Genomic DNA, 26,062 nt, shown 5'->3' on the forward strand with positions numbered 1-26,062 from the left:
TCACATTCTTGACAAGCGGGGGGCCGTTGCCGTGATCCATGCCACATGGGGGCGCAAGGACTGTCACGTTCTGACCCAGTGGCAGGAACAGCCGGAGTTTCCACCGATTTTGTGCTCCAGAGGGCCTTGCCCGGGGCCAAGGTGGATGTCAACGGCAGCGACGGACACGTCGCACCGAACCCTTCACGAACCGGACCGATCCTCAGGAGGACGTCATGACCACCCAGCCCCACCACTCCACTCCCGCCTCCGCCGAACAGCTCCAGCACGACTGGGACAACAACCCCCGCTGGGCCGGCGTCGAGCGCAGCTTCACCGCCGAGGACGTCGTCCGTCTCCGCGGCCGCATCCAGGAGGAGCACACGCTGGCCCGCCGCGGCGCCGAGAAGCTGTGGACCCAGCTGAAGGACGAGAACGCCCGCGGTGAGTTCACCAACGCCCTCGGCGCCCTCACCGGCAACCAGGCCGTCCAGCAGGTCAAGGCCGGGCTGCGCGCCATCTACCTCTCCGGCTGGCAGGTCGCCGCGGACGCCAACCTCTCTGGCCACACGTACCCGGACCAGTCCCTGTACCCGGCCAACTCCGTGCCGCAGGTGGTGCGCCGCATCAACAACGCCCTGCTGCGCGCGGACCAGATCGAGCACGCCGAGGGCGTCAGCAGCGTCGAGGACTGGCTCGTGCCGATCGTGGCCGACGCCGAGGCCGGCTTCGGCGGCCCGCTCAACGCCTACGAGCTCATGAAGTCGATGATCACCGCCGGCGCCTCCGGTGTGCACTGGGAGGACCAGCTGGCCTCCGAGAAGAAGTGCGGCCACCTCGGCGGCAAGGTGCTCATCCCCACCGGCCAGCACATCCGCACGCTCAACGCCGCCCGCCTGGCCGCCGACGTCGCCGACGTGCCCAGCGTGATCATCGCCCGCACTGATGCCGAGGCGGCCACCCTGATCACCTCGGACGTGGACGAGCGCGACGCCGAGTTCATCACCGGTGAGCGCACCGCGGAGGGCTTCTACAAGGTCCGCAACGGCGTCGAGCCCTGCATCGCCCGCGCCAAGGCCTACGCCCCCCACGCGGACCTGATCTGGATGGAGACCGGCACGCCGGACCTCGAGCTGGCCCGGAAGTTCGCCGAGGCCGTCAAGGCCGAGTTCCCGGACCAGATGCTGGCCTACAACTGCTCGCCGTCCTTCAACTGGAAGAAGAACCTCGACGACGACACCATCGCCAAGTTCCAGCGCGAGCTGGGCGCCATGGGCTACACCTTCCAGTTCATCACGCTGGCCGGCTTCCACGCCCTGAACCACTCGATGTTCGACCTGGCCAAGGGATACAACGAGCGCCAGATGTCCGCGTACGTCGAGCTGCAGGAGCGCGAGTTCGCCGACGAGGCCCGCGGCTACACCGCGACCAAGCACCAGCGCGAGGTCGGCACCGGCTACTTCGACGCCGTGTCCACCGCCATCAACCCGGACAGCTCCACGGTGGCCCTGGCGGGCTCCACGGAGTCCGGCCAGTTCCACTGATCCGCTCAGCCGAGACCGCGAGGAGGCAGTCCCATGAGCCCGCAGACCACGACCCCCACCCTGCACGAGATCCATGCCGACGACGTTCGGGAGCACACGCCCCTGCCGCATGACGTGAGCACCCAGGCCATCCCCGTCGTCATCCCCGAGGGCGCCGCCCCCGTGGTGACCGTCCACGGGCCGGTCGACGGGCGGCAGGCCGAGATCCTCACGGACGAGGCGCTGGCGTTCCTCGGCCGCCTGCACCGGCTGGCCGAGGACCGCCGTCGGCGGCTGCTCGAGGAGCGGGAGTACACCCGGCGCCGCATCACCGACGGCTGGAACCCGCACTACCTGCGGTCCACCCGCCGGGTCCGCGAGGACGACTCCTGGCGTGTGGCGCCGCTGGCCCCCGGCCTGCAGGACCGCCGCGTGGAGATCACCGGCCCCGTGGATCGGAAGATGACGATCAACGCCCTCAACTCGGGCGCCTCGGGCTGGCTCGCCGACTTCGAGGACTCCTCGACGCCGTCCTGGGACCGGATGCTGGACGGGCAGGTCAACCTGTTCGACGCGATCCGCGACCAGATCGACTTCACCTCCCCCGAGGGCAAGGAGTACCGGCTGCGCGAGCGCGAGCTCACGGACCGGCCGACCATCATCGTCCGCCCGCGCGGCTGGCACCTCCTCGAGGACCACATCCGCGTGGACGGCGAGCCGATGGCCGGCGCCCTCGTGGACTTCGGCCTGTACTTCTTCCACAACGCCGACGAGCTGATCCGCCGCGGCCACGGCCCGTACTTCTACCTGCCCAAGCTCGAGTCCCATCTCGAGGCGCGGCTGTGGAACTGCGTGTTCGTGGCGGCGCAGGACGAGCTGGGCATCCCCCAGGGCACCATCCGGGCCACCGTGCTGATCGAGACGATCACCGCGGCGTTCCAGATGGAGGAGATCCTGTACCAGCTGCGCAACCACGCCGCGGGCCTCAACGCCGGCCGCTGGGACTACATCTTCTCCATCATCAAGAACTTCCGGGACCGCGGGGCCGAGTTCGTCCTCCCGGACCGCTCGGAGGTGACCATGACCCAGCCGATGATGCGGGCCTACACGGAGCAGCTGGTCCGGGCCTGCCACCGGCGCGGCGCCTCGGCGATCGGCGGCATGTCTGCCGTGATCCCGGACCGCCGGAACGAGGAGGCCAACGCCGCCGCGCTGGAGAAGGTGCGCGCGGACAAGGCCCGCGAGGCCGGCGACGGCTTCGACGGCTCGTGGGTGGCGCACCCGGACCTCGTGCCGGTCGCCCGGGAGGAGTTCGACGCCGTGCTCGGCGAGGCCCCGAACCAGATCCGCACCCGCCGTCGCGAGGACGTGGAGCCGGACGAGGCCGCCCTGCTCGACGTCGCCGCGACCACGGGCTCGGTGACCGAGGCCGGCGTGCGGATGAACATCGAGGTCGGGATCCGCTACATCGAGTCCTGGCTGCGGGGGAACGGCGCCGCCGCGATCCACGGACTCATGGAGGACGCCGCCACGGCGGAGATCTCCCGGTCCCAGATCTGGCAGTGGGCCCACAACGGCACCGGTGTGCAGCTGACCGAGGGCGGCGTGCGGACCGCCAACCGCGGCTGGATGGAGCAGCTGATCCGCGAGGAGCACGCTCGGATCCTCGCCGGCCCGCTGCCCGAGGGCCACCGGTTCGAGGACGCGGTGCGCGTGTTCTGCGAGTCGGCCCTGCCGCCGGAGTACCCGGCGTTCCTCACCCTGGGCGCGTACCGCCGGCACTTCGCCAGTCAGGACGACGCCGCGGCGAAGGCCTGATCCGCCGGGCCCCACGACGACGGCCGGTCACCTCACGAGGTGACCGGCCGTCGTCGTGCCGGGACGTCAGTCCCCGGACGTGGAGGGGGACGGCGAGGCCGAGGCCGAGGCCGACTTCGTCGGTGACGGGCTGGCCGACGCCGAGGCGGACGCCTCCGCGGCCCGCTGGGATTCGGCGGCCTCCCGCGCGGCGCCCTGGAACGGCCGCGGCGGCTGGCCGGGGGCCACGGGGCCGGGGGCGCCCTCGGGGCGGTCGATCGTGGACTGGTTGTTCAGCAGCTCGTCGGGCACGCGGCCGGTGGGGATCTCCCGGGCCTGGGCCAGGGTCTCCTCGTCCATCTGCGCGTTCAGGAAGAACGGCGAGCTGAGCTTGATGACCTCCTGGAAGTCCCCGGCGTCCTTCAGCACGGTGTCCGCGAGGTGGTCGCGGGTCTCGGTGACGAGGGTGGTGCTCTGCGCGACCGGCGAGTTCTTCACCTGGGTGAGGCCGCCGTTGGCGTCACCGAAGCCCTCCATCGAGCCCATGGTCACGGAGACCATCTCGCTGCCGTCCTCGGAGCAGGCCCACGCGGTGCGCTGGGGCAGCAGGGGGGCGCCGTCCTGGCCGCCGACCATGCCGGGGCGCAGCAGGGCGAGCAGCCCCTTGCCGGTCTTCGGGTCGAACGTGTACTCGTCCGCCACGGCGGCGGGCTCCTCCTGGCACCACTCCAGGCGGGAGCCGTCGAGGTTGTGCTGGTAGTGGACCTGCGCCAGGGGCATGCCGGGGCTGTACTCGAAGTAGCCGTTGTAGACGCAGGTGAGGAACTCGTGGGTCTCGTCCTGCGAGGCGAACAGCTGCACGATCTCGATGTTCGAGCTGTCCGGGATGTGCGTGGCGACGGCGTCCAGGGTGCGCTGGTCCAGGACGTCGCGCGTGCAGTCCATCACGGAGACGGTGTCGTTGCGGACCGCCGCCGTGTTCTTCCAGGCCTCGGTGGCGGCGCCGTCCTTGATGCCCGGGCCGACGGTCTCGAACGCCTGACGCGGCTCGGCGCGCGGGGTGCCCTCGGCGGACTCCGACGCGAGGGCCTCACGGACGCGGGACGCCGCGGCGGACGCGGGGTCGGTGGGGCTCTCCGTGGCCGAGCCGGCTGCGGCCGAGGCCGCCGATCCGCTGGGTGCCGCGGCGGTCGACGAGGCGGGCTCACCGGACTGGCCGGCCGAGCCGCAGCCGGCCAGGGCGAGGGCGAGGGCGGCGACGCCGACGGCCAGCGGGGCACGGCGGCGGGCGGGCGCGGGGTGGGTCATGGAGGCTCCTTCGACGGCATCGGCGGCCCGGCCCCGGGAGCGTGGGGCTGCGGACGGACGCTGCGCCTACGGTACCGGACCGTCCTGGACGCGGGGACGGCGATCCGTCCGGCGTCCGGCGCCGTCGATAGACTCGGCCGCGACCGCATCGTCCGCGAGGAGAAGAGGCATCCCATGTCCGAGTCCCTGATCGGCAAGAACCTGATGGAGCCGCCGGCCACGCGCCTGCCGGAGGAGCCGGAGGTGCTGGCCCGGCTCGAGGCAGGTGACCTGCCCGAGGACATCGTGCCGGTGGCGCCCGAGTCCTCCCTGGTGTGGGCGCTCATGGCGGAGGACGCGTGGGCCAAGGGCCGGACCGTGGACTCCTATGCGTACGCCCGCGTCGGCTACCACCGGGGTCTGGACGCGCTGCGCCGGGCGGGGTGGCGCGGCGCCGGCCCGGTGCCGTACGCCCACGAGCCCAACCGCGGCTTCCTGCGCGCCCTGTACGCGCTGGGCCGCGCGGCCGCCGGGATCGGGGAGTCCGAGGAGGTCGAGCGCATCCGCACCTTCCTGCGGGACTCGGACCCCACGGCCGCAGAGCAGATCGAGGCCGGCCAGGGCCGCGCCCAGGGCTGAGCGGAGCCGTGGCCAAGCTCTACTTCCGCTACGGGGCCATGAACTCCGGCAAGTCCACGGGCCTGCTGCAGGCCGCCTTCAACTACGAGGAGCGCGGCCAGCGGGTGCTGCTGGCCAAGCCGGAGGTGGACGTGAAGGGGGAGGGCGACGTCGTCTCCCGCCTCGGTGTGACCCGCGCCGTGGACTTCCTCGTCCCGGCGGGCGCGGACGTGCGGGAGCTGTTCCGCCGGCACGCCACCGGTGACGACCCGGACGCCCTCGTGGGGCACGTGGAGGCCCCGCCCGTGGCGTGTCTGCTCGTGGACGAGGCACAGTTCCTCGAGCCGGCGCAGGTGGACGACCTGCTGCGCATCGCCGTGCTCGACGGCGTCCCCGTGATCGCCTACGGACTGCGCACCGACTTCCGCACCCGCTCCTTCCCGGGCTCCGCGCGGCTGCTGGAGCTGGCGCACTCCCTCGAGGAGCTGAAGACCATCTGCCGGTGCGGCCGGAAGGCGGTGTTCAACACGCGCAAGGTCGTTGACCCGGCCACGGGCGCCGAGCACTTCGTGTTCGAGGGGGACCAGGTGGCGATCGACGGTGTCCAGGTGACCTACGAGTCCCTGTGCGGCACGTGCTACCTGGCGGAGTCCGGCGGTGCCCTGGGCTGAGGCGGCCATTGCCAGGCAACTGCCAGGCTGCGTGACGGCTGCGCCCATGCTCGGTTCGTACGGTGGAACCACTTCATCGAGGTGCGAGTGATGAAGGTGCGAGTGATGACAGGCGATGGGCCCCGGTGATCCCGGGGCCCTTCGTCTGTCCTGCCACGTCCGGCATCGGCCGATCGGGTCAGAGCGAGACGAGCAGGAGCGTGCCGCCGAAGACGAGCCCCGACGCGAGCAGCACGACCGTGGTGTACCCCAGGATGTCGCGCATCTTCAGCCCGGCGATCGCCAGAAGGGGGATTGCCCAGAACGGCTGGATCATGTTGGTCCACTGGTCGCCGTAGGAGACGGCCATGATGGTGATTGCCGGGTCCACGCCGAGCGCCTCCCCGGCCTGGAGCATGATCGGGCCCTGCACGGCGAACTGTCCGCCGCCGGAGGGGACGAAGAAGTTCACGAGGCCCGCGGCCAGGAACGCCAGCAGGCCGAACGTCACCGGGTTCGAGATCGCCACGAAGGCGTCCGAGAGCACCGCCACCAGGCCGGTGGTCGTCATCATGCCGAGGATGCCCGCGTAGAGGGGGAACTGCAGCAGGATCTCGCCCACGTTGGACGCGGCCGACTGGGTGAGGCCGATCAGCTCGTGCGGGCTGCGCACCAGCAGCAGGATCAGCGCGAGGAAGGACCAGTTGACGATGTCCAGGGTGAGGGTGCCGCCGCCGACGAAGTGCATCACCAGATAGACCACGAGCATGGCGCCCACGAGGAGCGTGGGGACACGGGAGGCGTCGAGGCGGTCCGCCGGCGTCTCGATCTCCGGTGCGGGCACGGCGTCCTGGTCCCGCGCGTCGATCTCCAGCTCCACGATCCGGTCCCCGGCGCGCGGGGCGACGAGGAACAGGGCCAGGGCCACGACGAGCACGGTCACCACGGCGGCGGTGATGTTCCACCAGGAGAAGGTGGTCTCCGAGACCGGGACCGTCCGGCCGTCCAGGCTCTCCGTGAGGAACGAACCGGGGGTGGCGGCCGTCAGCGGGCCGGAGCCCGAGTACCCCATGTGCCACACCACGAACCCGGAGAACCCGGCGGCCACCAGCATCGGGAAGTGCAGGACCAGCCCGCGCTCACGGGCCTGCGCCGCGACCTCCTTGGCCAGCAGCGCACCGACCACCAGGCCCAGGCCCCACGTGATGAGGGAGGCCGCCGCCGCCACCACGAACACGAAGATGTAGGCGGCCAGGGGCGTGCGGGGAATGCTGGCGAGCCTGGCGAGCAGACGGCGCACCGGGCCGGTGTTCGCCAGGATGTGTCCGAGCATGAGCACGAGCGCCATCTGCGTGATGAACGCCAGCAGCCCGGACAGGCCCTCACCCCAGCCCACGACGACGTCGGCCGGCCCGGCCGGAGTGAGCAGCGAGGACCTCCTCTGTTGTGAGGCGGGCCTCGACGCTGGAGATGGCCTAGGGCGTGTCTGAGAATGGATCCAGGGACCCGCTGAGACCCGGGAGGCTATGTCCCGGTTCCAGGTCGTCTCCGACGCCAAATCGGAGCTGATCGCCCCGCTGCTCCAGACCGCACGGGCCGGCAGGGTCGACCCTTCTCGGATGCCCGCACGATGGGCGAAGCGATCATCTACCGGTGCAGGTGCGGGACTCCGTGGCGGGATCTGCCCGAGGTCAACGGGCCCTGAGAGGCCGCGTGGATCTGACATCGACGCAGGGTGTGGGCACTGGTCTGTCCGGGGGCTGACTCGAGGACTTTTGTTCGTACCCTGTCTGTCATGGCCACCCCTCTCCTGGAGCTCGCCGCGAGTCGAGGCGTCTGCTTCCCGCTGCGAGCCCGCCGGCTGACCCTCACCCCGTTCCGGGGTCTCGATGCACCCGCCGTGTGGGGCTTCTGCCGTCTCGAGCAGGTGTGGACGTGGACCTCGGGCCGTCCGGAGAGTGAGGGCGCGCTGCGCGAGTCCTACCTCGGGGCGGGGGACCGCCTCACCGTGCGGGCCGGAGACGTCATCGTCGGTGTCGGGAAGGTCGCGGTGCAGGACGCGTGGAGTCAGGACGGCCCGCAGGAGGAAGCCCGGGACGCCCAGGCCGAGCTCGGCTGGACGATCGATCCGCGCCAGGCCGGGCAGGGCTATGGCACCGAGCTTGCGCGAGCCCTGCTGGGCTTCGCGTTCGACGATCTGGGTGTGCGACGCGTGGAGGCTCATGCCTTCGCGGACAACGCTCCGAGTCTGCGCATCATGGAGAAGGTGGGGATGCGTCACGAGGGCACGTTCAAGGAGGAGTCTCTGCATCTCACGCGCGGCTGGGTGGATGGTGCCACCTACGCGATGCTCGCCTCGGAGTTCCATCCGCCCCTTACGCAGGAGTGATCCCGCCGGCCGGGACCGCAGAATCTGCCGCTCCGCCTCCGAGGGCCGTGTGTCAGCATGGGGCTGTGAGCAGGGTGGGGAATGAGTGTGAGTGGCGGTGGCGCATCGGTGTGGCGTCTGCCCTGGTGGGTTCGGCCGGTGTGTTCGCGGGGCTGCGGCAGGACCTGGGGCTGGGCTGGGGTCTCACGCTGGTGGCCGTCACGGCCCTCGGAGCGATGCTCGCCTTGCGAGGGGTGCATCACCGGGTTGAGGCGGAGCGGGCTCGCCGCAACGTGTTCTACGCCGGCTCCGGCTCCACCGCGTGGGTGATGCTGCTGATGGGGGCCGCGGTCGTTCCGGGGCTGGTGCTGAACGTGATCGACGACGCCGGCGTTCGGGCGGTCGGGGCCGGTCTGCTCGGCGCGACGCTCGCTGCCGCCGCCCACGGCATCCTCGCGGCGACGACGACGCTCGAGGAGCAGCCCCGGCCCGAGCCGGCCCCTCTGGACCGGCGCAGGCGCTGACGTCGGGGTCATGGTCCCGCGCTCCTGAACACTGTTCAATGAACACTGTTAGAGTCCCTCGGGTCAGACCCGCCCGGGGCCGAGCCCCGCCCACCGGAGAGGCCATCATGACCGCCACCCAGGACGCCCCCGCCGTCGACCCCCGCCCCGCCGCCCTCGACCCCGAGGCCCTCGTGGACCGCATCGAGGCGGGCCACGTGCTTACCGCTGAGGAGGCCGTCGCTGTGCTGGACGCCCCGGACGCGGACACGTTCCGCATCGTCGCGGCGGCCTCGCGCCTGCGCGAGAAGCACTTCGGCCGCACCGTCAAGGTCAACTACCTGGTCAGCCTCAAGACCGGCCTCTGCCCGGAGAACTGCACCTACTGCTCCCAGCGGCTCGGCACCGAGGCCGAGATCCTGCGCTACACGTGGCTCAAGCCGGAGGAGGCCGTCCGCCAGGCGGGCCTGGGCATCGCCGGCGGCGCCTCGCGCGTGTGCATGGTGGCCTCCGGCACCGGTCCCACGGACCGCGACGTCGACCGCGTGGCCGGCATGGTCGGCGACCTCAAGGCCCAGCACCCGGACGTCGAGGTGTGCGCGTGCCTCGGCTTCCTCAAGGACGGCCAGGCCGAGAAGCTCAAGGACGCCGGCGTCGACGCCTACAACCACAACCTCAACACGGCCGAGTCCCACTACGAGTCCATCTGCACCTCCCACACCTACGAGCAGCGCGTGGACACCGTGCAGCGGGCCGGCGCCGCCGGCCTGTCCTCCTGCAGTGGCCTGATCGCGGGCATGGGGGAGACGCACGAGCAGCTCGTCGAGGCCGTCCTCGCGCTCCGCGACCTGGACTCCGACTCCATCCCCGTCAACTTCCTCATGCCCTTCGACGGCACCCCGCTGCAGGGCCACCAGCAGCTCACGCCCCTCGAGTGTCTCCGGATCCTCGCCATGGTCCGCCTGGCGTGCCCGGACAAGGAGCTGCGCATCGCCGGCGGCCGCGAGATGCACCTGCGCTCCCTGCAGCCGGTCGGCCTGCAGGTGGCCAACTCGATCTTCCTCGGCGACTACCTCACCTCCGAGGGCCAGGACGCCGAGGCGGACCTGCAGATGATCGCCGACGCCGGCTTCAGCGTGCTCGGCGCCGAGGAGCGTGCACAGCAGGCCGCGGCCGACGACGGCGCCCCGGCCGGCGGCTGCTGCGCCGGCACGGACGACGCCGGCCCGTGCGGCTCCGGTGCGGCCGTCGCCTCGGAGGCCGGGGCCGCGGAGGACGCCCGACCCGACACGGGCGCCGAGGGCGCCGTGAAGCCCGAGCTGCGCCGTCGGGGCGCGGGCACGGCCGAGCCCGCCAACGCCTGAGCGCACCGTGACCGCCCCCGCTGAAGCCGGCCTCCTCGACCGCGACGCCGCCCACCTCTGGCACCCCTACGGGACCGCCGGCGCCCGCCAGCTCTACGCCGTGCGCGGTGCCCGGGGCGTCCACCTCGACCTCGAGGGGCCGGGCGGGGAGCGTCACCGCGCCATCGACGCGATGGCGTCCTGGTGGTCCGTGGTGCACGGGCACGGGCACCCCGCGCTCGTCGAGGCCCTGACCCGGCAGGCCGCGGCCTTCCCGCACGTCATGTTCGGCGGGCTCACGCACGCGCCCGCCGTCGACCTGGCGGAACGGCTCGTCGCGCACACCCCCGCCGCGCTCGAGCACGTGTTCCTCGCCGACTCCGGCTCGGTCTCGGTGGAGGTCGCGCTCAAGCTCGCCCTCCAGTACCAGGCGACGCGCGGCCGGCCCAGCCGCCGCCGATTCCTCACGGTCCGCGGCGGCTACCACGGGGACACCGCCGCGCCCATGGGCGTGTGCGATCCCGTGGACGGCATGCACGCGGCCTTCACCTCGCTCGTGGCTCGGCATCTGTTCCTGCCCCGCCCGCCGGCGGCACGCTGGGTGCCCGAGGGCGTCGCCGCGGCACCCACGGCACCCGACGCCGCTCCGGCCGGCCACTGGGAGGCCGACGACGCCGCCCTCGCCGCGTGGGAGGACGAGGCCCGCGCCTTCACCGCCGCGCATGCGGACGAGATCGCCGGCGTGATCCTTGAACCCGTGCTCCAGGGGGCGGGGGGCATGCGCGTCTACGACCCGCGCTGCCTCACCGTGCTGCGCGAGCTGTGCGACGAGCACGGGCTCCTGCTCATCGCCGACGAGATCGCCACTGGCTTCGGCCGCACCGGCCGCTGGCTCGCGTGCGAAGGGGCCGGCGTCGCCCCGGACGTGCTGTGCCTCGGCAAGGCGCTCACCGGCGGCACCATGACGGGCGCGGCCATGCTGTGCACCGCCGAGGTCGCCGAGACGGTCTCCCGGCGGGAACGGGGCATGCCCGGGGCTCTCCTGCACGGGCCCACGTTCATGGGCAACCCGCTGATGTGCGCGGTCGCCTCCGCGTCCCTCGACCTGCTCACCGACCCGCGCGACGGCTGGGCCGCCCAGGTGCCCCGCGTCGAGGCCGGGCTGCGCGCCGGGCTGGCGGCGGCCGCCGACCTGCCCGCGGTCACCGACGTACGGGTCCTGGGTGCGGTCGGCGTCGTGGAGCTGGACCGGACCGTGGACGTCGAGCCCGTCACTCGGGCCGCCGTCGCCCGCGGTGCGTGGGTGCGCCCCTTCCGGCGGCTGGTGTACGTGATGCCGCCCTACGTGAGCACCGACGACGACGTCGCCACGATCTGCGCGGCCGTCACCGGGGCCGTCGAGGAGGTCTGCGCATGAGCACCGCCGAGGCCGGCGCGGCCACGAGCACGCCCGCCGACCCCTGGTCCTCGTGGCTGGGCTCCCGGGCCGCCGTCCGCGCGCGCCGCGGCCTGGAGCGCCGCGCCGAACCGCCGGAGCCGGGCGCGCCGTCGTCGGACGTCGTGGACCTGGCCGCCAACGACTACCTGGGCCTGGCCGCCCACCCGGACGTGCGGGCCGCCGCCGCGCGCGTCGCCACCGAGGGACCGGTCGGGGCGCGGGCCTCCCGCGTCGTCACGGGGACGCATCCCGCGCACGCCGACCTCGAGTCCGCCGCCGCCGCGCTGGCCGGCGCGGATGCCGCCCTCGCCTTCTCCTCCGGCTACACCGCGAACCTCGGCGTCCTCGGCGCCCTGGCCGGGCCGGGCACTGCCTTCCTCCTGGACGAGCACGCCCACGCGAGCCTGCGCGACGGCACCGCCCTCGCCGCCACCGCCCGCTCAGGGGCGTTCGCCCCCCTGCCGGGCGCGTCGGTCACCACGGTGGAGCACAACAGCGTGCCCGCCTTCCGGGCCGCCCTCGGCCGGCTGCGCGCCGAAGGGCGGGCGCGACGGATCGTGCTGGTGGTCGAGTCCCTGTACTCCGTGCTGGGGGACGAGGCCGACCTGCCTGCCCTGGCCGCCCTGGCCGCCGAACACGGCGCCCTGCTCGTGGTGGACGAGGCCCACTCGCTCGGCGTGGTCCCCGGCGGCAGCCGCACGGGCGCCCTGGGACTGTGGGCGGGGCAGGCGCCCGTCGTGGTCACCGCCACCTGCTCGAAGGCCCTCGGCGGCCAGGGCGGTCTGGCCCTGTTCGGCGGGCCCGCCGCGCGGTCCTGGCGCGACCACGTGCTCAACACCGCCCGCACCTTCGTCTTCGACACGGCCCTGGCCCCCGTGCTCGCCGCCTCCGCGGCGGCCGCCTGCCGGATCGCCGCCACGGGGGAGCCCGCGGCACGGCTCGCGCGGGCCCGGGAGACGGCCGTGGACGTCTTCACCCGCCGGACCGAGCTGGCCGGGCACGTGGAGGTCGGGGCGGGCGCCGTCCACTCGATCCGCATGCCCGGACCGGAGCAGGCCGTCGCCGCGGCCGCGGAGCTGCGCGCGCACGGCGTCCTCGTGGGATGCTTCCGCCCGCCCAGCGTGCCCGACGGCATCGCCCGCCTCCGCGTGAGCGTGACCACCGCCGTCCCCGAGCCCCGGCTGCGGGCGGCGCTGGAGGCGGTGGCGAGCGTGGCCGCCCGGGCGTGGGGCGCGTCCACGGGCTGCCCGTTCGCCCACGGCGACCCGCGGCCGGAGGCCGTGCGCGGCGACCACCTGCGGATCTCCGATCCCGCCGACCTGCGGCGCGTGCTCACCGACCCCGGGACGTTCGCCTCGGACAACGCCCTCACGGCGGTCGTCCCGCTGAGCGGCCCGGCCCGCCGCATCCTCGCCGCCGCCCGCTTCCGGCTGCCGCCCGTGCTCGCCTCCGCCGGCGGGGAGGAGCACCGGGCGGTGCGTCGCGTCGTGGCGCCGTTCTTCTCCCCGGCGAAGGTGCGCGAAGCCCGCGGCCGGATCCTCGCGACCACCCGGACGGCCCTCACGGCCGCCCTCGCAGACACCGGCCGCGCAGGCGGGGCCGTGGACCTGGCGACCACCGTGGCGGCAGCGGTCCCGGCGCGCGTGATGTCCGCCCTGACCGGCGTGCCCAACCCGCCCGAGGCGCAGCTGCACCGCTGGAGCGCCGACTCCCTCGAACTGTTCTGGGGCTGGCCGGACGAGGACCGCCAGCTGCGGCTCGCCCGCTCCGCCGCCGACTTCCACCGGTGGCTGCGCGGGGCCGTCGTCGAGGCGCGCGGGGACGACGCACAGCCCGGCAACCTGTTCGCGGCGCTGCACGAGGCCGGCGTCGACGACGAGCGGATCGTCTCCCTCGGCTACTTCCTGGTGATCGCCGGGCAGGAGACCACCCGGCTGCTCATCTCCACCGCGCTCACCCGCGCCCTGGCCGACCCCGCCCGCTGGGCCGCGCTCGGCGCCGGGGCGGACGGGGGCGCCGGAGCCGATGCGGCGGAGGCGGCCGCGGCCGAGCTCGTGGCCGAGTGCCTCCGGACGAGCTCCTCGGTGCCCACCTGGCGGCGCCTCGCCACGGCGGACGTCCGCGTCGGCGAGCACGAGGTCCGCGCCGGCGACGAGCTCCTGCTGCACCTCAGCGGCGAACAGCACGACGACGCCCGGCTCGCCTTCGGCTTCGGCCTGCATCGCTGCCTCGGGGCCGGGCTCGCGGAGCTCGAGACCGCCCTCGTGGTCCGCGAGGTCGCCCGCCTGCTGCCGGACGCCCGGCTCACCGGGCCGCCGGCGACGTGGCTGCGCCTGCTCTCCTTCCAGGCGCCGCAGCACGTGCTCGTGACGCCCGGACCGTGGCACGGCGGCGAGGACATCCGAATCGAGCAGAGTGGAGTGGACACATGCGCATCGAGGTCGTGACCGGCACGGACACGGACGTCGGCAAGACGTGGGGCACCGCCGCGCTCGCGGCCCGTGCCCTGGTGGCCGGGCTCCGCGTGCACGTGGACAAGCCGGTGCAGACGGGCGTCGCACCGGGGGAGGCCGGCGACGTCGAGACCGTCCGGGACCTGGTGGCCGCGGCCGCCGCATCCGGCGCGCTCGACGCCGCCGCTCCGGCCCGCCTGACCGTGTCCGAGGGGGCGCGGATCGGCCCCGCGATGGCCCCCGTGGACGCGGTCGCCCACGCGGGGGAGGGGACGCCCCCTCTGCCGCCTCTGGGTGAGCAGCTGGGCCGGTGGCGTGGCCTCGCCGCGGGCGTCGACCACCTGCTCATCGAGGGCGCCGGCGGGATCACCGTGGCGTGGACCGAGGCCGACGAGGGGCCTGTGGACGCCGTGCGCGCGCTGCGGGCGGCCGGGCTCGACGCGGGGTTGACGGTCGTGGCGCGCCCCGGGCTGGGCACGCAGAACCACGCGCGCCTCACGGTGGAGCACGCCGCCGCCCATGGCGTGGCGCCGGAGCGGATCCTCGTCAGCGGCGTGGCCGCGGACCCAGACCCCGTCGAGCGGGCCAACCTCGTGTTCCTGGCCCGCCTGGCCGGCGCCCACGGGGCGGTGCTGGAGACGGTGCCGCGGGGCACCCCGCCGCGCGTCATGTCGGCGCGCTGACCGCCGTCGTCGGGAGCGTGCTCAGCGAACGGCGCGGATCCGCCGCACCACGCACACCACGATCACCGCGAGACCGGTGAGGGCGCTGACGGCCACGAGGGCGAGGCCGCCCACGATGCCGACGTCCATCGCGGTGCTCTTGCCGAGCAGGTCCATGAGCACCGGGGTCGTGGCGCCGGAGTCCGGGTGGTCGCCGCCGTCGGGGAAGATGATCGCGGCCAGCGCGAAGGACCCCCAGGAGATGCCCAGCAGCGTGTGCAGCAGGCGCCCCAGCCGGATGCCGCCCCGCTGCTCATCCTGCGGGTTCACGCGGGGCAGGAGGAACAGGCTCCCCACCATGAGCACGAGGACGAGTTCGTGGGGCAGGGCGCCGAAGACCATGTAGATGACCGTCATCCAGCCGTTCGCGCCGAAGTTGGAGCGCAGGGCGAGCGCGATCAGGGGCAGGGCGAGGAGGGCCAGCGCCCACGGCAGCACGGCCCAGGGGCGCCACGTGCCCACGCTCGGGCCCTTGCGGGTGGGGGTCGGGGAGGCGAACTCCGAGTGCTGGGTGCCGGGCGCTGCGGTGCTCATGGCGCCAGCGTAGCCAGAGGGTGGCATCCGTCACGCTGGTAGGATTCGGGGGTACGGCCTCCGCGTGCACCGCAAGGGGGCGTTTTCCATGTACGGGCCGGTCCGGGGCGACCCGCGGCCCTGAGGAGAGATGCAGATGCCAGCGATCGCGATCGTCGGAGCCCAGTGGGGCGACGAGGGCAAGGGCAAGGCCACCGACCTGCTGGGCGGGCGAGTGGACTACGTCGTCAAGCCGAACGGCGGCAACAACGCCGGGCACACCGTCGTCGTCAACGGGGAGAAGTTCGAGCTCAAGCTGCTGCCCGCCGGCATCCTCTCGCCCAACGCGGTGCCGGTGATCGGCAACGGCGTGGTGGTGAACCTGGAGGCGCTGTTCGAGGAGATCGACGGGCTCGAGTCCCGCGGCCACCCGTGCGAGCACCTGAAGATCTCCGCCAACGCCCACCTCGTGGCGCCGTACCACCAGACCATGGACAAGGTGACCGAGCGGTTCCTGGGCAAGCGCGCGATCGGCACCACCGGCCGCGGCATCGGCCCCACCTACATGGACAAGGTGGCCCGCCTGGGCATCCGCGTGCAGGACATCTTCGACGAGTCGATCCTGCGCCAGAAGATCGAGGGCGCCCTGCGGCAGAAGAACGAGCTGCTGGTGAAGCTCTACAACCGCCGCGCCGTGACCGTGGACGAGATCGCCGAGTACTTCCTGGGCTACGCGGACCGCCTGCGCCCCATGGTCGTGGACTCCGTGAACCTGCTCAACGACGCCCTGGACGAGGGCAAGGTGGTGCTCATGGAGGGCGGCCAGGCCACCTACCTGGACGTGGACCACGGCACCTACCCGTTCGTGACCTCGTCCAACCCGACCGCCGGCGGCGCGGCCGTGGGCGCGGGCATCGGCCCCACCCGCTTCTCCCGCACCATCGGCATCGTGAAGGCCTACACCACGCGCGTCGGCGCCGGTCCGTTCCCCACGGAGCTCTTCGACGAGATGGGCGAGCAGCTGCGCACCACCGGCGGCGAGTTCGGCGTGAACACCGGCCGCCCGCGGCGCACCGGCTGGTACGACGCCGTCATGGCCCACTACGCCGCGCGGATCAACGGCTTCACGGACTACTTCCTCACCAAGCTGGACGTGCTCACCGGCATCGAGAAGATCCCGGTGTGCGTGGCCTACGAGGTGGACGGCGTGCGCCACGACCGCATGCCCATGACCCAGACCGAGTTCCATCACGCGAAGCCGGTGTACGAGCTCTTCGACGGGTGGACCGAGGACATCTCGGGCGCCCGCGCGTTCACGGATCTGCCGCTGAACGCCCAGCGCTACGTGGAGGCCCTCGAGAAGCTCTCGGGCTGCCGGATCTCCGCGATCGGCGTGGGCCCGGGCCGCGATCAGGTGGTCCAGGTCCGCGACCTCATCGAGGACTGACCCGGCCCGCCGCCCCGCCCCCGGCCCACCCTGGCCTGCACTTTCGAACGTGAAAGAGGGCGAATGGGCGCTTTCGAACGTGAGATAGGCCCTATCTCACGTTCGAAAGCGCCCGGGGGTCCGCCGGTCAGTCGGCCAGGCGGCCCGTCGTCGGGAAGCGGTCCCACACGCGGTGCGCGGGCAGGAGCTGCTTCAGCGCCGCCACGGCGGCCGCGCCGTCCGCCGCGGACTCGACGCCCTTGCCGGACACCTGGGCGGCCGCGAGGACGGCCTCCGCCGGCTCGAGGGCGAGGATCGCCTTGGAGTGGCGCCACATCTCCTGCAGCACCTTGATGACGCGCGGGTCCACCGCCTCGGGGTCGGCGGCGCCGGCCTTCTGGTCCAGGCCGGGGGCGGCGTCGGCGGCGGGGGCCGCCGGCGAGGCCACGACCACGGCATCCAACTCGATGGACGCGGCGGTCAGGTAGGTCCGCTGGGCCACGATCTCCCCGGCCACGGGGCCGCCCTTCGGCGCGATGACCAGCGGGACCATGCCCGCACCGTGGATGCCCTGCACGAGGGCGTCCAGCTCCTTCTCGTCCACGGACTCGCCCACCACGACGCCGACCTGACGGCCGTCGAGCGGCCACGCGCCGCCGATCTGGGACAGCACGGGGGAGGGCTGCACGTCGGCCGGGGTCTCGGTCGGCGCGGGAACGGGGATGCCCAGGCCGTCCGCGACCTGCTGGGCCAGTCGCGTGTCGATCGCGGCGAGGTGGGCCAGCTGGCGCTCGCGGATGGTCTGCTCGTAGCACTTGCCGAGCTCGAACGTGTACGCCTGCGCCACGTGCTCGCGCTCCACCTCGGAGAGGGAGAGGAAGAACAGGCGCGCCTGCGAGAAGTGGTCGTCGAAGGACGCGGCGTGCGCGCGCTCCTTCACCGAGGCCGGCAGCGGCTCCGGGTGCTCGATGAACGCGTGGTCGTCCGCGGGGGTTTCGTACGGCAGGCCGCCGTCGAGCGAGTTGGGCCGGTACGGCGCCACGCCGCGATGCACGGCGCTCTGGTGGAAGCCGTCACGCAGCATGTCGTTGACCGGGGCGTGCGGGCGGTTGATGGGCAGCTGGTTCCAGTTCGGCCCGCCGAGGCGGGTGAGCTGCGTGTCCAGGTAGGAGAAGAGGCGGCCCTGCAGCAGCGGGTCGTTGGTGACGTCGATGCCGGGCACGAGGTTGGCCGGGTTGAAGGCCACCTGCTCCGTCTCCGCGAAGTAGTTGGACGGGTTGGCGTTCAGCGTCATGCGGCCGAGGGGCTGCACGGGGGCGAGCTCCTCCGGGACCAGCTTCGTGGGGTCGAGCAGGTCGATGCCCTCGAACATCTGCTCCTCGTTGTCCTCGAACACCTGCACGCCGAGCTCCCACTCGGGGAAGGCGCCGGCCTCGATGGCGTCGGCGAGGTCACGCCGGTGGAAGTCCGGGTCCATGCCGTTGGTGAGCAGCGCCTCCTCCCAGGTCACGGAGTGCACGCCGAGCATCGGCTTCCAGTGGAACTTGACCAGCACGGTGGAGCCGTCCGCCGCGATCAGGCGGTAGGTGTGGACGCCGAAGCCCTCCATCATGCGGTAGGAGCGCGGGATGCCGCGGTCGGACATGTTCCACAGGGTGTGGTGCTGGGCCTCGGTGTGCAGGGACACGAAGTCCCAGAACGTGTCGTGCGCGGACTGCGCCTGCGGGATCTCGCGGTCCGGGTGCGGCTTCACCGAGTGCACCACGTCCGGGAACTTGATGGCGTCCTGCACGAAGAACACGGGGATGTTGTTGCCCACCAGGTCCCACGTGCCCTCGTCCGTGTAGAACTTGGTGGCGAAGCCGCGGGTGTCGCGGGCCAGGTCCATGGAGCCGCGGGAGCCGGCCACGGTGGAGAAGCGGACGAACACCTCCGTCTCCTTGTCCTTGGCGAAGAGCCCGGCCCGGCTGATCTTCGCGGCGGTGCCGTAGCCGCGGAACACGCCGTGGGCGCCGGCGCCGCGGGCGTGGACCACGCGCTCGGGGATGCGCTCGTGGTCGAAGTGGCTGAGCTTCTCCCGCAGGTGGTGGTCCTGCAGCAGGGTGGGGCCGCGGCGGCCGGCCTTGAGCGAGTGGTCCGAGTCCTGCAGGCGCACACCGTGCGCGGTGGTCAGGTACGGGCAGCCCTGCGCGGCGGTCGCGGGGTCGGCGCCGGTGTCCTGGCCGGTGGGGGAGACCTGTGCCGGACCGCGCTGGTCCGGGGCCGGGACGGCCACGGGCTGGTCCGGGTGGGTGAGGGCGGTGTGCTCCTCGAGGTCGGGGGTGATCGGCCCCGGCGTGCCGGGGATGTCGGGCTGCTGGGTGGTCATCGCGTCTGCTCCTGTGGTGTCGACGTGCCGCGCGGTGCCGCGCGGATCGGGGGCGGAGGACGACGGCGGCCGATGCGGGCCGACGTCGTGCCCGGTCCCCAGCGTGGCGGCTGGCCCCAGCGCTGACCAGGGCTGACGGCCACCGGCAGGGGCCTGGCTACCCTGGGGGCATGAGGATCAGCGTCGGACAGTTCGGGCCCGTGGGCGACGTCGAGGAGAACCTGGCCGTGATGGCCCGCCTCGCCGCCCGCGCCGCGGGCGAGGGGGCGGACCTCCTGGTGCTGCCCGAGGAGGCCATGCTCGGGGCCCGCGAGGTGGGGGAGGAGTTCCCCGACGCCGTCGCCGCGGCCTGGGAGCCGTTCGCCGCGGGCCTGGCCGCGCTGGCGCGTGAGCACGGGATCGCCGTCGTCGCGGGCGGCTACGAGCCGGGACCGGACCGGCGTCCCTACAACACGCTGCTGGCGGTGGGCGCGGACGGCGCCCGGCTGGGCGCGTACCGCAAGCTCCACCTCTACGACGCGTTCGCGCACCGCGAGTCGGACCGGATCACCCCCGGCGACGGCGGCGTCGCGGCGATCGAGCTCGGCGGGCTCCGCCTGGGCCTGCTCACCTGCTACGACCTGCGCTTCCCCGAGCTGTCCCGGCGTCTGGCGGTGGAGGGCGCGGACGTGCTCGTGATCCCCGCGGCGTGGTTCTCCGGCGAGCACAAGGTGGACCACTGGCGCACCCTGCTCAAGGCCCGCGCGGTGGAGAACACGGTGTGGGTGGCCGCGGCCGACACGTGCTCGGACGGCACCGTGGGCCACTCGATGATCGTGGACCCGCTGGCGCTGCCCGTCGCCGAGCTCGCCGACGAGCGGGAGGCCGTGGTGACCGCGGAGGTCACCCGCGAGCGGATCGACGAGGTCCGGGAGTTCCTCCCCTCGCTCGCCAACCGCCGCACCGACGTCCTCTGAGCCGCCCCCCGCCCGGCGGACGGGTCACCATTACCCCCTCGGGCTGGGAAAAGCCTAAAATCACGTCAGACGTGCAACCAGACGGGCGCCCCGGCGCTCGGAACGCGCCCCGCCCGGGGCGGGACGGGAGATCAGAGATGACCATCAACGCCGACGGCAGCCACGCCGTCCAGCCCCACGCCGCGAACGCCCACACCGCCCCGGCCCGCCCCGTGCGCCACGCCGTGGTGGAGGAGGAGGTGCTCGAGCCGCTGGGCCCGGTGGAGGGCTGGGGCTTCACCAACCGCGTCATCCTCGTCTCGGTGCTCGTCGTGATCATCGGCAACGTCGTGCGCGTGCTCACCGGCGACCTGGGTGATCCGAACGGCTCCGTGGCGCTGGGCGAGACCGGCCACGGCTGGGTCGTGCTGGTGCAGTCGTTCATGTTCGGCCTGGTGGGCGGCGCCCTGGCGGGCGCGGCCGGCTACCTGGTCGTGCTGCTGATGGGCGGGGCTGCCCGCTCCGTCGTGCGCTACGTGGTCGGTGGCGTGGTCGGCGGCTTCCTCGGTGCCGTGGGCCTGTTCGCGGTGTTCTCCAACACCGTCCTCTACGGGGCGGGCCTGCACCTGTTCTGGATGCTGCCGGTGGCGGGCCTGCTCGGCGGCCTCTGGGCGGGCGTCGTCTCCTCCCGCCGCTGATCCCCGCAACCGGCGCCTCGGGCGCCGGCCGCAGAGAAAGGCCCCGGTTCCGGCTCTCGCCGGGCCCGGGGCCTTCTCCGTCATCACTCGCACCTTCGATGAGGTGGCTTCAGCCTACGAACTCGCCTTGGGCTTTCCAGGGGAGTCGGCTGGGCGTTCCCTGGGAGTGTCGGCCGCCCCGAGCAGGTGCGCGAGCTCGCCGGTGGCGGCGACGAGGGCCGCCCCGCACCGGTCCGCCAGCTCGTCCGTGCAGCGGTAGGCCGGCACGAGCGTGCTGAGCGCACCGACCACCGTGCCCGCCACGCTGATGGGGGCGGACAGCGAGGTGACGTCCTTCTCCACGGAACGGGTGCGCAGCGTGTAGTCCCCCGCGGCCACGCTGCCGCGCAGGGCGTCGCCCACGGCCGTGCCCGCCAGGGGGACGGTGCGTCCGACCCAGTTCGTGTGGCGGACGGAGTGCGTGCCCTCCACGATCGCCAGGTAGACGGCGGAGTCCGGAGGGGTCGTCACCGAGAGGTAGACGGATTCGCCCGTGGCGGCCACGACGTGGTCCATCGGCCCGCGGGCCAGCTGCACGAGCGAGTCCCGGGAGAAGGCCCGCGCCCCGAGCTGGATGAGGCGCACGCCGGGGCGGTAGGCGCCGTCGTCGTCGCGGGCCACGAAGCCGGATCCCTCGAGGCTGCGCAGCAGGCGCAGCGCCGTGGACGCCGGCAGCTCCGTGGCACGGGCGGCCTCGGTCAGGCTCAGCCGGGGCTGCTCGGTGACGGCGGCGAGCAGGTCCAGGGCCCGGTCCACGGTGCGCGTCGAGGCGGTGGGGGTGGTGGTCATGACAGGGAGCGTAACGGGTGCGGGACACACGGATCGGGCTTGCGCGTGAGCCGAGTCACTGTTTCAATGTTCGGAAAGTGCATGCCGAGCCGTGAAATCACAGGGGCCACTCGTCCCGGCGGCGCACGCACCCCGTCGAGAGGAACTGCCATGGCCGTGGGCTTCACCCAGCACGACCCGTCCCGCACCATCCGCGCCCCGCGCGGCACCGAGCTGTCCGCCAAGTCCTGGCAGACCGAGGCCCCGCTGCGGATGCTCATGAACAACCTGGACCCCGAGGTCGCCGAGCGTCCCGAGGACCTCGTCGTCTACGGCGGCACCGGCCGCGCGGCCCGCTCCTGGGAGGCCTACGACGCCATCGTCGCCACACTCAAGGACCTCGAGGAGGACGAGACCCTCCTGGTGCAGTCCGGCAAGCCGGTCGGCGTCGTCAAGACCAACGTGTGGGCCCCGCGCGTGCTGATCGCCAACTCCAACCTCGTGGGCGACTGGGCCACGTGGCCGGAGTTCCGCAAGCTCGAGGCCGAGGGCCTGATGATGTACGGCCAGATGACCGCCGGCTCGTGGATCTACATCGCCACCCAGGGCATCCTGCAGGGCACCTACGAGACCTTCGCCGCGATCGGCCGCAAGCGCTACGACGGCTCCCTCCAGGGCACCCTCACCCTCACCGGCGGCTGCGGCGGCATGGGCGGCGCCCAGCCCCTGGCCGTCACCCTCAACGGCGGCGTCTGCCTGATCGTGGACGTCTCGGAGGACCGCCTGCGCCGTCGCATGGGCAAGCGCTACCTGGACGAGGTGGAGACGGACATCGACAAGGCCGTCGAGCGCGTCATGCAGGCCAAGCGCGACGGCGAGGCCGTCTCCGTGGGCCTCGTGGGCAACGCCGCCGAGGTGTTCCCCGAGCTGCTCGAGCGCCAGAAGGCCGGCACCGTCGAGATCGACATCGTCACCGACCAGACCTCCGCGCACGACCCGCTGTCCTACCTGCCGATCGAGATCGACGAGAAGGACTGGCACGCCGAGGCCGAGGCCGACCCGGACACCTTCACCAAGAAGGCCCAGGAGTCCATGGCCCGCCAGGTCGAGGCCATGGTCGGCTTCCAGGACATCGGCGCCGAGGTGTTCGACTACGGCAACTCCATCCGCGACGAGGCCCGCAAGGCCGGTTACTCCCGCGCGTTCGAGTTCCCGGGCTTCGTCCCGGCCTACATCCGCCCGCTGTTCTGCGAGGGCCTCGGCCCGTTCCGCTGGGCCGCGCTCTCCGGCGACCCGGAGGACATCCGCGTGACCGACGAGGCCCTGAAGGAGCTGTTCCCCGAGAACGAGCACCTGCACCGCTGGCTCGACGGCGCCGCCGAGTTCGTGGAGTTCGAGGGCCTGCCGGCCCGCATCTGCTGGCTGGGCTACGGCGAGCGCCACAAGGCCGGCCTGCTCTTCAACCAGCTCGTGGCCGAGGGCAAGGTCAAGGCGCCGATCGTGATCGGCCGCGACCACCTCGACTCCGGCTCCGTGGCCTCCCCGTACCGCGAGACCGAGTCCATGCTGGACGGCTCCGACGCGATCGCCGACTGGCCGCTGCTGAACGCCCTGACCGCCACCTCCTCCGGCGCCACCTGGGTGTCGATCCACCACGGCGGCGGCGTCGGCATCGGCCGGTCCATCCACGCCGGCCAGGTGGGCGTTGCCGACGGCACCGAGCTGGCCGCGGCCAAGCTCGAGGCGCTGCTCACCAACGACCCCGGCATGGGCGTCATCCGCCACGTCGACGCCGGCTACTCCCGCGCCGTCGAGGTCGCCGCCGAGCGCGGCGTCCGTGTGCCCATGGAGGCCACGATCCGGGACTGACCCCGGTCACGTCGTCGGACGGCGACGGTGCCGCCGCGCCGTCGCCGTCCGACGGCTTCACCGCCGCGAGCCGGACGGGCGGACGCCCGTCCGGCTCGCGATCGAAAGGACACCACGATGGACTCGTCCCGCCCCGCAGACCACGAGCTGCACACCGACACCACCGCGATGGCCGCGATCGAGGCCGACGCGCCCCGCCCGCCGGCGCGCTGGCGCATGATCGTCTACTCGGCGATCGGCATCGTCATGTTCTTCGTGCCCGTCACGATCAACGGGGCGAGCTCCATCCCGCTGGACCACCTGGTGACCTGGGTGCGCGGGCTGCTCGGCCCGGCCGACCGCTGGGTGGGCATGGCCATCATCGCCGCCGGCGCCGTGTACCCGTTCGCCTCGGGCCGCTGGCGCACCAGCACCACCCGGACGGTCTTCGCCTTCCTCGCCGTGCTCGGCCTGGTCGCCTCGGCGATGGTCGTGTTCGGCGTGGGCCCGAGCTGGATCCTGGACGAGAGCATCGGCCCGTTCCTGATGGACAAGCTCGTGGTGCCCGTGGGCCTGATCGTCCCCATCGGCGGCGTCTTCCTGGCCCTCGTGATCGGCTACGGCCTCATGGAGTTCGTGGGCGTCTACCTGCGCCCGGCCATGCGGCCGATCTGGCGCGTGCCCGGCCGCGCCGCCGTCGACGCCGTCGCCTCCTTCGTGGGCTCCTACGCCCTGGGCCTGCTGCTGACGAACCGCATGTACACCGGCGGCCGCTACACGGCCCGCGAGGCGGCGATCATCGCCGTCGGCTTCTCCACGGTGTCCGCGACCTTCATGGTGATCGTGGCCAAGACGCTGGGCCTGATGGACATCTGGCTCTGGTACTTCTTCGGCACCCTCGCGGTGACGTTCGCGGTCACCGCCATCACGGTGCGCATCCCGCCGCTGAGCCGCATCCCGGACGAGTGCTACCCGGGCGTCACCCACTCGCCCGAGCAGGCCGTCACCCGGGACCGCTTCCGCGTGGCCCTGCGCGCCGCCGAGCAGACCCTCGCCGAGGCCCCGTCCCTGCCGAAGAACATCTGGGTCAACTTCCGGGACGGCCTCGTGATGGTGCTCCAGATCCTGCCCTCCATCATGTCCGTGGGCCTGATCGCCCTGGTCCTGGCCACCTACACGCCCGTGTTCGAGTGGATCGGCGTGATCTTCTACCCGCTGTTCTGGGCGCTCGGCTACTCCGACCCCGGCCTGCTGGCCTCGGCCTCCGCCACCTCGATCGCCGAGATGTTCATCCCGGCCACGATGGCGGCCGGTCACGAGGACCTCGTCGCCCGGTTCGTGATCGGCGTCGTCTGCGTCTCCGCGATCATCTTCTTCTCCGCGGTGGTTCCTGCCATCCTGGCCACGGACATCCCCGTGAAGATGTGGCACCTCCTGGTGATCTGGGTCGAGCGCGTGGCGCTCACCATCGTGCTGGCCACGCCGCTGGCCCACCTGGTGGCCGCGCTCACCTGAGGCCCACCCCACCGCCCCACCCCCGTCCGTCCCGCAGAGAGGCCCCCATGCGCTCCACGCTCATCACCGACATCGCCGAGCTGACCACCGTCGACCCCGAGGGGCGGGTGCTCACGGACGCGGCCGTCGTCGTCGAGGACGAGCGCATCGCCTGGATCGGCGCCGCCGCGGACGCCCCGGAGGCGGACGACCGGGTGTCCGTCGAGGGCCGCGCCGTGCTGCCCGGCTGGGTGGACTCCCACACGCATCTCGTGTTCGACGGGGACCGCTCCGCGGAGTTCGAGGCCCGCATGGCGGGCGAGTCCTACGCGGCCGGCGGCATCGGCGTGACCACCTCCGCCACCCGTGCCGCCTCGGACGACCGCCTGGCCGAGCTGGTCCGCGGCCGGGTGGCCGACGCGGTGGCCGGCGGCACCACCTACCTCGAGACCAAGACCGGCTACGGGCTCACCGTGGAGGAGGAGGCGCGCCACGCGCGCCTGCTGGCCGGGCTGCGCGAGGAGGGCCTCGTGGACGAGGTGACCTTCCTCGGCGCCCACCTCGTGCCCCCGGGCCGGGACGCGGAGGACTACCTCGACGACGTCGTCGGACCGATGCTCGAGGCCGTGCGGGAGCACGCGGGCTGGGTGGACGTGTTCTGCGACGCCGGCGCCTTCGACGCCGAGCAGACTCGCCGCGTGCTCGCCGCGGGCGTGGCGGCGGGACTGGGCGTGCGCCTGCACGGCAACCAGATCGAGCAGGGCCCGGGCGTGGGCGTGGCCGTGGAGTTCGGCGCCGCCTCCGTGGACCACGTCAACCACCTCTCCGACGCGGACGTCGAGGCCCTCGCCGGCACCTGGACCGGCTGGGACCGCGCCTCGGCCACCGGCACGCCCGGCACCGTGGCCGGCTGCCTGCCCGCGTGCGACCTGTCCACCCGCGCCCCGCTGGCGCCCGCGCGCCGCCTGCTCGACGCCGGCATCGAGGTCTCCCTGGCCTCGAACTGCAACCCGGGCACCAGCTACACCACGTCCATGAACTTCAACGTGGGCACCGCCGTGCTGCAGATGCACCTGACCCTCGCCGAGGCCGTGCGCGCCGCCACCCTCGGCGGGGCCATCGGCCTGCGGGCGCAGGACCGCGTCGGCAGCCTCGAGGTCGGCAAGCGCGCCGACCTGCACGTGCTCGACGCCCCCGCCGCCATCCACCTGGCCTACCGCCCCGGCATGCCGCTGACCCATGCGGTCTGGCGTGCCGGCCGCCGGGCCGTCTGATCGACCGACAGCAAGGAG

The 26,062-nt window shown here is 73.0% G+C and carries 20 protein-coding genes and 2 pseudogenes; 17 read left to right on the forward strand and 5 right to left on the reverse strand.

What is annotated here, in order from left to right:
- Positions 1-215: 215 nt before the first annotated feature.
- Complete coding sequence (gene aceA, locus ACUJ8O_RS06750; RefSeq protein WP_012750705.1) at positions 216-1,523, forward strand: isocitrate lyase; 1,308 nt, start codon at positions 216-218, stop codon at positions 1,521-1,523.
- 33 nt (positions 1,524-1,556) lie between these two features.
- Positions 1,557-3,320, forward strand: a complete 1,764-nt coding sequence (gene aceB, locus ACUJ8O_RS06755) for a malate synthase A (protein WP_078025968.1) — start codon at positions 1,557-1,559, stop codon at positions 3,318-3,320.
- A gap of 66 nt (positions 3,321-3,386) precedes the next feature.
- Here the strand turns inward: aceB and ACUJ8O_RS06760 are convergent, their stop codons facing one another.
- On the reverse strand, positions 3,387-4,607 hold the full coding sequence (locus ACUJ8O_RS06760) for a hypothetical protein (protein WP_036317305.1): 1,221 nt from the start codon (positions 4,605-4,607) through the stop codon (positions 3,387-3,389).
- 174 nt (positions 4,608-4,781) lie between these two features.
- Between ACUJ8O_RS06760 and ACUJ8O_RS06765 the strand changes: the two genes are divergently transcribed.
- Both ACUJ8O_RS06765 and ACUJ8O_RS06770 read left to right on the forward strand, forming a co-directional pair.
- A complete protein-coding gene (locus ACUJ8O_RS06765; RefSeq protein WP_036341078.1) occupies positions 4,782-5,225 on the forward strand; it encodes a DUF3151 domain-containing protein in 444 nt (147 codons plus the stop codon).
- Between the two features lie 8 nt (positions 5,226-5,233).
- Positions 5,234-5,875: a thymidine kinase gene (locus ACUJ8O_RS06770; protein ID WP_010079593.1), complete on the forward strand. Its 642-nt coding sequence runs from the start codon at positions 5,234-5,236 to the stop codon at positions 5,873-5,875.
- Positions 5,876-6,053: 178 nt separating this feature from the next.
- Here ACUJ8O_RS06770 and ACUJ8O_RS06775 read toward each other — a convergent pair.
- Positions 6,054-7,283: pseudogene (locus ACUJ8O_RS06775) on the reverse strand (short-chain fatty acid transporter); the annotation flags it as partial.
- A gap of 97 nt (positions 7,284-7,380) precedes the next feature.
- Here ACUJ8O_RS06775 and ACUJ8O_RS06780 point away from each other — a divergent pair.
- The 7 genes and pseudogenes from ACUJ8O_RS06780 to bioD form a co-directional block, all read left to right on the forward strand.
- Positions 7,381-7,556: pseudogene (locus ACUJ8O_RS06780) on the forward strand (transposase); the annotation flags it as partial.
- 93 nt (positions 7,557-7,649) lie between these two features.
- Positions 7,650-8,243, forward strand: coding sequence for a GNAT family N-acetyltransferase (locus tag ACUJ8O_RS06785; RefSeq protein ID WP_235188205.1), 594 nt, complete (start codon positions 7,650-7,652; stop codon positions 8,241-8,243).
- Between the two features lie 110 nt (positions 8,244-8,353).
- Positions 8,354-8,746, forward strand: a complete 393-nt coding sequence (locus ACUJ8O_RS06790; protein ID WP_371506776.1) for a hypothetical protein — start codon at positions 8,354-8,356, stop codon at positions 8,744-8,746.
- A 107-nt stretch (positions 8,747-8,853) separates the two neighbouring features.
- Positions 8,854-10,089, forward strand: a complete 1,236-nt coding sequence (gene bioB / locus ACUJ8O_RS06795) for a biotin synthase BioB (protein ID WP_170748079.1) — start codon at positions 8,854-8,856, stop codon at positions 10,087-10,089.
- A gap of 7 nt (positions 10,090-10,096) precedes the next feature.
- Positions 10,097-11,485, forward strand: a complete 1,389-nt coding sequence (gene bioA, locus ACUJ8O_RS06800; RefSeq protein WP_063189659.1) for an adenosylmethionine--8-amino-7-oxononanoate transaminase — start codon at positions 10,097-10,099, stop codon at positions 11,483-11,485.
- A complete protein-coding gene (locus tag ACUJ8O_RS06805) occupies positions 11,482-13,953 on the forward strand; it encodes an aminotransferase class I/II-fold pyridoxal phosphate-dependent enzyme (protein ID WP_223247495.1) in 2,472 nt (823 codons plus the stop codon). The genes bioA and ACUJ8O_RS06805 overlap by 4 nt, the downstream gene beginning before the upstream one ends.
- Entirely contained in the window at positions 13,935-14,642 is a 708-nt protein-coding gene (gene bioD / locus ACUJ8O_RS06810) for an ATP-dependent dethiobiotin synthetase BioD (RefSeq protein ID WP_135039948.1), read from the forward strand. The genes ACUJ8O_RS06805 and bioD overlap by 19 nt, the downstream gene beginning before the upstream one ends.
- Positions 14,643-14,663: 21 nt before the next feature.
- Here bioD and ACUJ8O_RS06815 read toward each other — a convergent pair whose 3' ends face one another.
- Positions 14,664-15,215 carry a hypothetical protein gene (locus ACUJ8O_RS06815; protein WP_060973529.1) on the reverse strand — a complete coding sequence of 184 codons (552 nt, stop codon included), beginning with the start codon at positions 15,213-15,215 and terminating at the stop codon, positions 14,664-14,666.
- A 136-nt stretch (positions 15,216-15,351) separates the two neighbouring features.
- Here ACUJ8O_RS06815 and ACUJ8O_RS06820 point away from each other — a divergent pair, with 136 nt between their 5' ends.
- Positions 15,352-16,641, forward strand: a complete 1,290-nt coding sequence (locus ACUJ8O_RS06820) for an adenylosuccinate synthase (RefSeq protein ID WP_036315830.1) — start codon at positions 15,352-15,354, stop codon at positions 16,639-16,641.
- A 127-nt stretch (positions 16,642-16,768) separates the two neighbouring features.
- Here the strand turns inward: ACUJ8O_RS06820 and ACUJ8O_RS06825 are convergent, their stop codons facing one another.
- Positions 16,769-18,988 carry a catalase gene (locus tag ACUJ8O_RS06825; RefSeq protein ID WP_044658657.1) on the reverse strand — a complete coding sequence of 740 codons (2,220 nt, stop codon included), beginning with the start codon at positions 18,986-18,988 and terminating at the stop codon, positions 16,769-16,771.
- A 170-nt stretch (positions 18,989-19,158) separates the two neighbouring features.
- Here ACUJ8O_RS06825 and ACUJ8O_RS06830 point away from each other — a divergent pair, with 170 nt between their 5' ends.
- Both ACUJ8O_RS06830 and ACUJ8O_RS06835 read left to right on the forward strand, forming a co-directional pair.
- Positions 19,159-19,944 carry a carbon-nitrogen hydrolase family protein gene (locus ACUJ8O_RS06830; protein ID WP_036315777.1) on the forward strand — a complete coding sequence of 262 codons (786 nt, stop codon included), beginning with the start codon at positions 19,159-19,161 and terminating at the stop codon, positions 19,942-19,944.
- A 137-nt stretch (positions 19,945-20,081) separates the two neighbouring features.
- Complete coding sequence (locus tag ACUJ8O_RS06835; RefSeq protein ID WP_036315779.1) at positions 20,082-20,621, forward strand: hypothetical protein; 540 nt, start codon at positions 20,082-20,084, stop codon at positions 20,619-20,621.
- Positions 20,622-20,735: 114 nt separating this feature from the next.
- Here the strand turns inward: ACUJ8O_RS06835 and ACUJ8O_RS06840 are convergent, their stop codons facing one another.
- Entirely contained in the window at positions 20,736-21,449 is a 714-nt protein-coding gene (locus tag ACUJ8O_RS06840) for an IclR family transcriptional regulator (RefSeq protein WP_041104426.1), read from the reverse strand.
- A gap of 150 nt (positions 21,450-21,599) precedes the next feature.
- Between ACUJ8O_RS06840 and hutU the strand changes: the two genes are divergently transcribed.
- The 3 genes from hutU (at position 21,600) to hutI (ending at position 26,044) form a co-directional block, all read left to right on the forward strand.
- Positions 21,600-23,297, forward strand: a complete 1,698-nt coding sequence (hutU, locus tag ACUJ8O_RS06845; protein WP_036315785.1) for a urocanate hydratase — start codon at positions 21,600-21,602, stop codon at positions 23,295-23,297.
- A 117-nt stretch (positions 23,298-23,414) separates the two neighbouring features.
- Positions 23,415-24,791, forward strand: coding sequence for a YjiH family protein (locus ACUJ8O_RS06850; RefSeq protein ID WP_036315788.1), 1,377 nt, complete (start codon positions 23,415-23,417; stop codon positions 24,789-24,791).
- 47 nt (positions 24,792-24,838) lie between these two features.
- Complete coding sequence (gene hutI, locus ACUJ8O_RS06855; protein WP_145951192.1) at positions 24,839-26,044, forward strand: imidazolonepropionase; 1,206 nt, start codon at positions 24,839-24,841, stop codon at positions 26,042-26,044.
- Positions 26,045-26,062 lie beyond the last annotated feature (18 nt).

It is taken from the genome of Micrococcus sp. EWR3.9.1 (assembly GCF_052615555.1).

What these genes read in the sequence shown, in the direction of transcription:
- hutU (WP_036315785.1), top strand. Translation starts at nt 21,600, where the DNA reads ATGGCCGTGGGCTTCACCCAGCACGACCCGTCCCGCACCATCCGCGCC.
- ACUJ8O_RS06830 (WP_036315777.1), top strand. Translation starts at nt 19,159, where the DNA reads ATGAGGATCAGCGTCGGACAGTTCGGGCCCGTGGGCGACGTCGAGGAG.
- ACUJ8O_RS06840 (WP_041104426.1), bottom strand. Translation starts at nt 21,449, where the DNA reads ATGACCACCACCCCCACCGCCTCGACGCGCACCGTGGACCGGGCCCTG.
- ACUJ8O_RS06820 (WP_036315830.1), top strand. Translation starts at nt 15,352, where the DNA reads ATGCCAGCGATCGCGATCGTCGGAGCCCAGTGGGGCGACGAGGGCAAG.
- ACUJ8O_RS06805 (WP_223247495.1), top strand. Translation starts at nt 11,482, where the DNA reads ATGAGCACCGCCGAGGCCGGCGCGGCCACGAGCACGCCCGCCGACCCC.
- bioD (WP_135039948.1), top strand. Translation starts at nt 13,935, where the DNA reads ATGCGCATCGAGGTCGTGACCGGCACGGACACGGACGTCGGCAAGACG.
- hutI (WP_145951192.1), top strand. Translation starts at nt 24,839, where the DNA reads ATGCGCTCCACGCTCATCACCGACATCGCCGAGCTGACCACCGTCGAC.
- ACUJ8O_RS06850 (WP_036315788.1), top strand. Translation starts at nt 23,415, where the DNA reads ATGGACTCGTCCCGCCCCGCAGACCACGAGCTGCACACCGACACCACC.
- ACUJ8O_RS06760 (WP_036317305.1), bottom strand. Translation starts at nt 4,607, where the DNA reads ATGACCCACCCCGCGCCCGCCCGCCGCCGTGCCCCGCTGGCCGTCGGC.
- ACUJ8O_RS06815 (WP_060973529.1), bottom strand. Translation starts at nt 15,215, where the DNA reads ATGAGCACCGCAGCGCCCGGCACCCAGCACTCGGAGTTCGCCTCCCCG.
- ACUJ8O_RS06765 (WP_036341078.1), top strand. Translation starts at nt 4,782, where the DNA reads ATGTCCGAGTCCCTGATCGGCAAGAACCTGATGGAGCCGCCGGCCACG.
- ACUJ8O_RS06785 (WP_235188205.1), top strand. Translation starts at nt 7,650, where the DNA reads ATGGCCACCCCTCTCCTGGAGCTCGCCGCGAGTCGAGGCGTCTGCTTC.
- bioB (WP_170748079.1), top strand. Translation starts at nt 8,854, where the DNA reads ATGACCGCCACCCAGGACGCCCCCGCCGTCGACCCCCGCCCCGCCGCC.
- aceA (WP_012750705.1), top strand. Translation starts at nt 216, where the DNA reads ATGACCACCCAGCCCCACCACTCCACTCCCGCCTCCGCCGAACAGCTC.
- ACUJ8O_RS06835 (WP_036315779.1), top strand. Translation starts at nt 20,082, where the DNA reads ATGACCATCAACGCCGACGGCAGCCACGCCGTCCAGCCCCACGCCGCG.
- ACUJ8O_RS06825 (WP_044658657.1), bottom strand. Translation starts at nt 18,988, where the DNA reads ATGACCACCCAGCAGCCCGACATCCCCGGCACGCCGGGGCCGATCACC.
- aceB (WP_078025968.1), top strand. Translation starts at nt 1,557, where the DNA reads ATGAGCCCGCAGACCACGACCCCCACCCTGCACGAGATCCATGCCGAC.